The 8,013-nt window shown below is 71.6% G+C and carries 9 protein-coding genes; 5 read left to right on the top strand and 4 right to left on the bottom strand.

Annotation, left to right across the window (positions count from 1 at the left end):
• Positions 1-322: 322 nt before the first annotated feature.
• A complete protein-coding gene (locus AB0H64_RS18415) occupies positions 323-1,225 on the top strand; it encodes a hypothetical protein (RefSeq protein ID WP_357625586.1) in 903 nt (300 codons plus the stop codon).
• A 107-nt stretch (positions 1,226-1,332) separates the two neighbouring features.
• Here AB0H64_RS18415 and AB0H64_RS18410 read toward each other — a convergent pair whose 3' ends face one another.
• Positions 1,333-2,466: a UDP-N-acetylglucosamine--N-acetylmuramyl-(pentapeptide) pyrophosphoryl-undecaprenol N-acetylglucosamine transferase gene (locus tag AB0H64_RS18410; RefSeq protein WP_357625584.1), complete on the bottom strand. Its 1,134-nt coding sequence runs from the start codon at positions 2,464-2,466 to the stop codon at positions 1,333-1,335.
• Between the two features lie 102 nt (positions 2,467-2,568).
• Between AB0H64_RS18410 and AB0H64_RS18405 the strand changes: the two genes are divergently transcribed.
• A complete protein-coding gene (locus AB0H64_RS18405) occupies positions 2,569-3,519 on the top strand; it encodes a Ppx/GppA phosphatase family protein (RefSeq protein ID WP_357625581.1) in 951 nt (316 codons plus the stop codon).
• Between the two features lie 116 nt (positions 3,520-3,635).
• Positions 3,636-3,794 (top strand): hypothetical protein, encoded by a 159-nt coding sequence (locus AB0H64_RS18400; protein ID WP_310709970.1) that lies wholly within the window; start codon positions 3,636-3,638, stop codon positions 3,792-3,794.
• Here AB0H64_RS18400 and AB0H64_RS18395 read toward each other — a convergent pair.
• Positions 3,789-4,277 (bottom strand): ATP-binding protein, encoded by a 489-nt coding sequence (locus AB0H64_RS18395; protein ID WP_357625578.1) that lies wholly within the window; start codon positions 4,275-4,277, stop codon positions 3,789-3,791. The two genes, AB0H64_RS18400 and AB0H64_RS18395, sit on opposite strands and share 6 nt — an antisense overlap.
• A gap of 86 nt (positions 4,278-4,363) precedes the next feature.
• Positions 4,364-4,909, bottom strand: coding sequence for a helix-turn-helix domain-containing protein (locus AB0H64_RS18390; protein ID WP_357625575.1), 546 nt, complete (start codon positions 4,907-4,909; stop codon positions 4,364-4,366).
• Between the two features lie 102 nt (positions 4,910-5,011).
• Between AB0H64_RS18390 and AB0H64_RS18385 the strand changes: the two genes are divergently transcribed.
• Positions 5,012-6,574, top strand: coding sequence for an MDR family MFS transporter (locus tag AB0H64_RS18385; RefSeq protein ID WP_357625573.1), 1,563 nt, complete (start codon positions 5,012-5,014; stop codon positions 6,572-6,574).
• A gap of 105 nt (positions 6,575-6,679) precedes the next feature.
• Here the strand turns inward: AB0H64_RS18385 and AB0H64_RS18380 are convergent, their stop codons facing one another.
• Positions 6,680-7,000, bottom strand: a complete 321-nt coding sequence (locus tag AB0H64_RS18380) for an STAS domain-containing protein (RefSeq protein WP_357625570.1) — start codon at positions 6,998-7,000, stop codon at positions 6,680-6,682.
• 68 nt (positions 7,001-7,068) lie between these two features.
• Between AB0H64_RS18380 and AB0H64_RS18375 the strand changes: the two genes are divergently transcribed.
• Positions 7,069-7,998: a GNAT family N-acetyltransferase gene (locus AB0H64_RS18375; RefSeq protein ID WP_357625567.1), complete on the top strand. Its 930-nt coding sequence runs from the start codon at positions 7,069-7,071 to the stop codon at positions 7,996-7,998.
• Positions 7,999-8,013 lie beyond the last annotated feature (15 nt).

Here is an 8,013-nt window from a genome sequence, read left to right as displayed (position 1 = left end):
CGGGGGGGGGGGGGGGGGGGTGGGGGGGGGGGGGGGGCGGGGGGGGGGCGGGGGGGGGGCGGGGGGGGGGGGGGCGGGGGCCCCCCCCCCCCCGCCCGCCACGCCGGCGCAACCGGCGAGGACGACGACGAGAGGTGCCGCGATCATGACGTGGGCGGATCTCATAACGTCCTACGGTAGCGCCCGGATGATCGTCGCGGCGTGACGCGACGCCGGGCGGGGGACAAGCACCGGGGGTTCGCTTGGACTGTCCTTCGCGAGGCTGACATTCGGGCGGAATGTTCCGTAGTATCCGGACATCACGAGCGTTGGGGGCGCCAGGGTGCCAAGGCTGAGCGTGGGTGTGGTCGTCGAACCGGGAGTACCCCCGGAGATCGCCGGAATGCTGCGCGCCAACGCTCCCCTGCTGACCCGCATCAGATCGGGCTGGGTGCCGCCCGTCTCCGCGCCCGCGCCGCGCCGCCGCAGCCCTTCCAGCGTGGCGCTGCTCGCCACCACGCCCGTGGTGCTCGGGCTGATGGCCTGGCTGCTGGACACCCCGGCCGCGCCCGCCGGTTTCGTGCTGCTCGGCGCCTTCATGCTGGTCGTCCTCATCAAGACCACGACCATGGGCGAGCTGCCGGAGTACGACCGGCCGTACGAGCGCGGCGTGTACGAGCAGGCGCGCCTGCACCACGGCCGGTTCCTGCTGCCCGTCGACTTCGACGAGGAGGCCCGCGCGGTGCTGGCCCGCGCCCAGCAGGCCATCGGCGGCGTGCTGCGCTCCCACGTCAACGCCGAGGGGCTGCTCGACGGCGCGCGCAACGCGGTGCTGCTGCCCGAGCAGGAGTGGGAGATCGCCCGGCTGCTCGCCAAGCTGTCGGCGCTGCGCTCCGAGCACCGGGAGCTGCTGGGCCGGGGCGTCGCCCCCGAGGTCGCGGCCGTGGTGGAGCCGCTGGAGCGGGCGCTCTCCACCAGCGAGGCGGCGGTGGTCGCGCGCGTCGAGGCGCTGGAACGTTACGCCCGTCACGTCGCCGACGCCGAGCGCGCCTACCACGCGCGCGAGCAGATCGAGGAGCTGCGGGCCCGCCTGCCGCGCTACGAGGAGCTGCTGGCCGAGTCGGGCGCCGACGCGCTGTCCGTCCCGGAGATCGAGCGTCTCGCCCAGGACGCCGACCAGCTCGAACGCGTCTTACGCCGCAGCGTCAGCTCCGCCCACGAGGCCTTCCGCTACCTGGAAGGCTGACCCGACCCCCTGACATCCACAACGTGGCCGGCCGTCGTGCGAAGGTGAAAGTCGACCCGGCGGTGCCCCACGAGAGCGCCGAGCTGCTGCGCGGCCCGGCCGGGGGGTCAGGCGTGCCAGTGGGCCGTCTCCAGCAGCACGTCGCACAGCGCGTCCGCCGCGTCCACGCGGCCCAGCTTGCGCGACGCCTCCGCCATGCCCGCGCGCAGCTCCGGGTCGGCCAGCAGCGGCATCAGCTCGGCCAGCAGCATGTCGGCCGTCGGACGCGGCTCCAGCAGCGCCCGCGCCGCGCCGGCCGACATCAGGTAGCCGGCGTTCTTGCGCTGCTCGTCGCCGCCCGTCGGGATGAGCGGGACCAGGACCGACGGCTTGCCGATGGCCGTCAGCTCCGACACCGTCCCGGCGCCGCTGCGCGAGATCACCACGTCGGCCGCGGCGAACAGGTCGGCCAGCTCGGAGCCCACGTACGGCACCGGGTGGTAGCGCTCGGCCAGCTCCGGCGGCAGCTCGACGGCCCGCATCTCCTCGATCCAGGCCGGGCCGCACTGGTGCACGACCTGCGCGTGCGGCAGCAGCCGGGGCAGGACCTCGGCGAGCAGCGTGTTGATCTGCTTGCTGCCCTGCGCGCCGCCCGTCACGTAGATCAGCGGCACCTCGAACGTCAGCCCGAACAGGTCGTACGCGGCGGCCCGATTGCCCTGCAGCAGCTCCGGCCGGATCGGGTTGCCGGTCACCACGGCTTTGCCTCGCGCGGAGGCCGGCAGGTACTCCAGCGACGACTCGTGCGACAGCGCGATCCGCGTCGCCAGCCGGGCCAGGATGCGGTTGGCGAGGCCCACGACCGTGGTCTGCTCGTGCATGACCAGCGGCCGGCGGATCAGCTTGGCCGCCACGCCGATCGGCACCGCCACGTACCCGCCGGTCGACAGCACCACGTCGGGCAGGTAGCGGGCCGCGTGCCCGATCGCCTGGGCCACGCCGACCGGGATGCGGAACACGTCGGCGATGTTGGTGCCGAGCTCACGCAGGTTGGGCCGGCGGCGCAGCTTTCCCGTGGTGATCGCCTTGAACGGGATGCCGTGCTCGGCGGTGATCCTGGCTTCCAGCCCGTTGGCGGTGCCCACCCAGAGCACGTCGTGCGGCACCTGGCGGCGCTGCACGGCCGTCAGGGTCGTCAGGGCGGGATAGGTGTGACCTCCGGTGCCGCCGCCGGTGATCAACAGTCGCAGGGTTCGTGACATGCGATCAGCGTATGGCCGTCCGGGCGGAACCCGTACTTCCGCCCCCGAGCGCGCGCGGGGGCGGCGTCGCTCCACGAGCCGCCGGCCGGTAGCGTCATGCACATGCGACTCGGCGTGCTGGACATCGGCTCGAACACCGTCCATTTACTCGTCGTGGACGCCCACCGAGGCGCCCGGCCCATCCCCGCCTACTCCCACAAGGAGGAGCTGCGCCTGACCGAGCACCTCGACGAGCGCAACGAGCTGTCGGCCGAGGGCATCGAGCTGCTGGGCGCGTTCGTGGAGGAGGCCCTGCGGCTGGCGGAGGACAAGGGCGTCGAGGACTTCGTGGCGTTCGCGACGTCGGCGGTGCGCGAGTCCGCGAACGGCGAGCAGGTGCTGGCCCGCATCGACGAGCGCTGCGGGGTGGACATCGAGGTGCTGTCCGGCCGCGACGAGGCCCGGCTGACGTTCCTGGCGGTGCGGCGCTGGTTCGGCTGGTCGGCGGGGCGGCTGCTGGCCTTCGACATCGGCGGCGGCTCGCTGGAGATCGCCGCGGGCGTGGACGAGGAGCCGGACGTGGCCGTGTCGCTGCCGCTGGGCGCCGGCCGGCTGACGCGCGACTGGTTCACCGCGGACCCGCCGCCGCCGGAGGAGGTGCGCGCGCTGCGCCGGCACGTCCGCGCCGAGATCGCCCGCACGGTCCGTGACGTGGTCCGGCACGGCGAGTCCACCTGCGCGGTGGCGACCTCCAAGACCTTCAAGCAGCTCGCCAGGGTGGCGGGGACGGCTCCGTCCAGCGAGGGGCCCTACGTGTCGCGCTCGCTCTCACGCCAGGACCTGGCCCACTGGGCGGGCAAGCTGACGACCATGGACACCTCCTCGCGGGCCGCGCTGCCCGGCGTGTCGCCGGGCCGGGCCGCGCAGCTGGCCGCCGGGGCGCTGGTCGCCGACGCGGCGATGGACCTGTTCGAGGTCGAGCGCCTGGAGGTCTGCCCGTGGGCGCTGCGCGAGGGAGTGATCCTGCGCCGCCTCGACCAGCTCCCCAGCCGCCGGGAGCTCCCGCCCTCCTGACCTGCGGCGTTCCCGAGACCGGACGAGAGGGAGCAAGGCCGCCGTCGCTTCGCGGAAAGCCGGATCTATCCCCATCTGAAGGCTTAGAGCCCATTCAGTGGGGAAAGTTTGGCCGAATGTTGGCTCTACTCGGCGCGATCGCCTCTCTGGCGATCACCTGCTCCCTCGTGTTCCTGGCGGTCCTGCTCATCTCGGTCGTGGTCCTGGTGACCCTCGGCCTCATGGCCGGGCTGACGGCCAGACGGTGGCCGGCGCCGGCCACCGGAGCGTCATAGCGAGTTGTCCGTGCCCCGTACGGCCTGGTGGGCGTGGTGGGCGGCGAGACCCGAGCCGGGCATGAACGGCCGGGCCGCCGCCCCCGGCGCGAAGCGCAGCCGCTTCTCCAGGCACACCACGGCGCCCTTCTCCCGCCGGTTGGTGAAGCGGACGTCGTCGGCGAGCGCCCGCATGATCTGCAGACCGCGGCCGCTCTCGGCGTTGTCGGGCGCCTGGGTCACCTTGCGGGGATCGAACCCGCCGCCGGTGTCGATGACCTTGATCGTGCACAGGTCGTCGTGGACTCCGGCGCTCACCGTGTACTCGTCGCTGGGCCCGGCGTGTCTGATCACGTTGGAGCACGCCTCGCTGAGCATGAGCTCGATGTCGTCGCGGATCTGCGGCTCCACGCCCAGAGTCTTGAGGCTGGCCTCGAGAATCTGTCGGATCAGGGGGACGCTTGCCGCATCCCTGGGCAAACGGAGCGCGATGGTGGCCTCCACTGTCTTCCTCCCCGGTTGGATGCGTGCCTGGAGACCTGCCCGCGATCGTGGACCCCAATCGTCCCTATGGCTTCAGGAGATTCTTCCTATGGCTCCAGGAGCCTGAGCGCGACCTCCAGGGACGCCGCGTTGATCTCCTCCTCCGACACCGACTCCTCCTGGGGCATCCACTTGCCCGCGTGCAGCGCGAACAGCGCCATGGAGCGGGCGATCCGCACCGCGAGCGGGTCGTCCGGGTCGCTCAGCTCGTTGACGAGCTCCAGCATCGTGTCGCGCAGACGCAGCAGCTTCGGGTGGTCGCGCAGCGCCGTCTGGTTGCGCTCCATGAAGCGGGCGACCTCCAGGTAGCGGGGCTTGCGCAGCGCCTCGGCGTAGCGGGTCACGATCTCGCGCCGCGCCTCCAGCGTCCTCGGCTGGCTCCTGGCCCACGCCAGGACCTCCTCGACCTCGGCCACGCGCAGGTCGGCCAGGCTGGCGACGATGTCGTCCTTGGTCTTGAAGTGGTAGTAGAGCGCCGCCTTGGTCACGCCGAGCTCCTCGGCGATCTCGCGCAGGGAGGTCGCCTCGTAGCCCTGCTCCGTGAACAGCCTGAGAGCGATCTCCTGGATACGCGTCCGGGTGTCTTCCCGCAAAGTGCACCTATTTCGACTTGACGACCGGCAAGTAAGTATCTACCTTAATGCAGGCTTGCCGGTCGGCAAGTAAGGAAGATCTTCAACTCCGGGGGTGTGCTTATGGAAGAAGCAGGAGGGCGCCGCCGAGAGGTCATGGTGGTCCTGCCCGGACTGATGCTGGCGATGATCCTCGCCATGCTCGACAACATGATCGTCGGTACGGCGATGCCCCGGATCGTGGGTGAGCTGGGCGGACTCCAGCACCTCTCCTGGGTCGTCACAGCGTACGTGCTCGGCACCACCGTCTCCACTCCCATCTGGGGGAAGATCGGCGACCTTTACGGACGCAAGACCATCTTCCTCGTCTCCATCGTCATCTTCATGATCGGGTCGGCCCTGTGCGGCATGGCCGGCTCGTCCGTCCTCGGCGGCCCCGACGGCGGCATGGCGGAGCTGATCGCGTTCCGCGCGCTCCAGGGCCTCGGCGCGGGCGGCCTCATGGTCAACGTCATGGCCATCATCGGTGACCTGGTGCCGCCCCGCGAGCGCGGCCAGTACCAGGGCATCATGGCCGGCGCCATGTCGCTCGCCATGATCGCCGGCCCGCTCGTCGGCGGCTTCATCACCGACCACCTCGACTGGCGCTGGGCCTTCTACGTGAATCTGCCCGTCGGCGCGATCGCGCTCGCCGTGCTGGCCGTCAAGCTCCACCTGCCCAAGCACCGCAACAAGGTGCGCATCGACTGGATCGGCGCGATCCTGCTGTCCATCAGCATCACCGCCATGGTCCTCGTCACGACCTGGGGCGGCAACGAGTACGACTGGGGCTCCTGGCAGATCATCGGCCTCATCGGCGTCGCCGTCGTCACGCTCGCCATCTTCATCCCGGTCGAGCGCGCCGTCGCCGAGCCGATCATGCCGCTGCAGCTGTTCCGCAACCGCAACTTCACGCTGATCTCGGGCATCGGCTTCCTGCTCGGCTTCGCCATGTTCGGCGCGATCAACTTCCTGCCGCTGTTCCAGCAGATGGTCCAGGGCGCCACGGCCACCAACTCCGGCCTGCTCCTGCTGCCGATGATGGCCGCGGCCATGGTGGTGTCGCTGTTCGTCGGCCGGGCCATCACCGCCACCGGCAGGTACAAGATCTACCCGCTGATCGGCGGGGTCGGCATGGCGCTCGGCATGTGGCTGCTGTCCACCATGGACATGGACACGCCGGGCTGGCAGACCGGCGTCTACATCGCCGTGCTCGGCGTCGGCATGGGCTTCCTCATGCAGACCACCATGCTCATCGCGCAGAACAGCGTCGAGCAGAAGGACCTCGGCGTCTCCAGCAGCGCCACCACGTTCTTCCGCTCGATCGGCGGCTCGTTCGGCGTCTCCCTGTTCGGCGCGGTCTTCAACAACGGCTTCCAGAACGAGCTGACGGACAAGTTCGGCGCCCAGGCCGCCGAGAAGATCGCCAAGGGCGGGGGCCGGATGGACCCGGCCGCGCTGGCCCAGATGCCGCCGCAGATGCGGACCGGCCTGATCGAGGCGCTGGCCGGCTCCATCTCCAACGTCTTCTGGTGGGCCATCCTGTTCGCCGTCGTCGTGCCCGTGCTGGCGGCGTTCGTCAAGGAGATCCCGCTGCGTGGCGGCCCCGCCACCCCGGCGGAGCAGCCCGAGCCCGCCGTCGGCTGACCGCCGACATATGGGAGCCGTCGGCTGATCGCCGACATATGGGAGCCGTCGGCTGACCGCCGTCGTCCGGGGGCGGCCCGCCGGGCCGCTCCGGGACGGATGGGCTCACGCGGGCGGCAGCCTGAGGATCCGGTCCAGCGCCGTCATCCGCAGCACGTTGCGCAGGTACGGCGTCACGGCCACCACCCGCAGCACGGCGTCGGCCCGCTCCGCCTGGTGGTAGAGGCGGATGAGCGCCGCCAGGCCGGAGGAGTCGATGAAGGAGAGCCCCGACAGATCGACCTCCAGGCGGCGGAAGCCGTCGTCCAGGGGCAGTGCCGCCAGCTCCGAGACGGTGCCGTAGTCTAGATCGCCGCTGAGCGCGAGCCGCACCGTCATCGGGTCGGGTGTGGCGACCTCGATGCGCAACGGCTTCTTGTCCAGCACCCGTCCAGCTTATCGACGGAGGGAAAATGGGAGGCGAGAGCCCCGCCCGTTTCGGCACAATCCCCCCCATGGATTCCATCAGGCGCCCCCGGCCGGAGGACGCTCCCGCCATCCACGAGCTCCTGACGGCCGCCGACACGGCGGTCATCGGCCACGCCGACTGGACCCTCGACGACGTCAAGGCGGACCTCGCCGCCCCCGGCGCCGACCTCGACCGCGACGGCTGGCTGCGCCACGACGCCGAGGGCCGCCTGATCGCCTGGGCGTGGGCGTACGCCAAGGGCCGCAGCGACCTCGTCGAGGTCGACGTCACCGTCCGCCCCGGCCGGGAGGACGTGGCGGGGCCTCTGTGGGGCACCGTGCTCGACCGGGCCCGGGAGCTGGCCAAGGAGCGCGGCCACGAAGGCGCCACCGTCGACGCCGGCATCCACCGGGCCGACGAGGCCAAGCGCGCCCTCGCCGAGCGCCACGGCCTGCGGCCCGCGACCAGCTTCCACCGGCTGCGCATCGACCACGCGGGGCCGCTCGACCCGCCCCCGGCCCCGGCCGGCCTCACCCTGCACAGCGGTGAGAGTGAGGAGGCGCGCCGCGAGGCGCACCTGGTCCACCAGGGGGCCTTCTCCGAGCACTTCGGCTTCGTCAAGGTCGACTACGACACCTGGTACTCCCGCCGCGCCGCGCACCGCGCCACCGACTGGAGCCAGCTCACGGTCGCCCGGCTCGACGGCCGCCCCGCCGCGACCGTGATCGGCAACGACCAGTTCCTGTCCGACGAGGGATGCGGCTATGTCGCGCTGCTCGCCGTGCTCCCGGAGTTCCGGGGGAGGGGCCTCGGGCGGTTCCTGCTGAGGCACGCGTTCGCCGCCGACGCCGCCCGTGGCCGCAGGGGCACGATCCTGCACGTCGACTCCAACAACACCACGCCCGCCCTCGACCTCTACCTGTCGGCGGGCATGCGCACGGTCATGGTCATCGACGTCTGGCGCGCCCGCCTCTGACCCGCCTCGCCCCGC

This window comes from Nonomuraea sp. NPDC050733, from assembly GCF_040654215.1.
In the GTDB taxonomy this organism is placed as follows: domain Bacteria; phylum Actinomycetota; class Actinomycetes; order Streptosporangiales; family Streptosporangiaceae; genus Nonomuraea.
The sequence above is the reverse complement of the archived record's forward strand: the minus strand, read 5'-3'. Positions and strand labels throughout refer to the sequence as shown.

Excerpts from the sequence above, each read along its gene's own strand:
- AB0H64_RS18385 (WP_357625573.1), top strand. The coding sequence starts at position 5,012 with ATGGAAGAAGCAGGAGGGCGCCGCCGAGAGGTCATGGTGGTCCTGCCC.
- AB0H64_RS18410 (WP_357625584.1), bottom strand. The coding sequence starts at position 2,466 with ATGTCACGAACCCTGCGACTGTTGATCACCGGCGGCGGCACCGGAGGT.
- AB0H64_RS18375 (WP_357625567.1), top strand. The coding sequence starts at position 7,069 with ATGGATTCCATCAGGCGCCCCCGGCCGGAGGACGCTCCCGCCATCCAC.
- AB0H64_RS18405 (WP_357625581.1), top strand. The coding sequence starts at position 2,569 with ATGCGACTCGGCGTGCTGGACATCGGCTCGAACACCGTCCATTTACTC.
- AB0H64_RS18400 (WP_310709970.1), top strand. The coding sequence starts at position 3,636 with ATGTTGGCTCTACTCGGCGCGATCGCCTCTCTGGCGATCACCTGCTCC.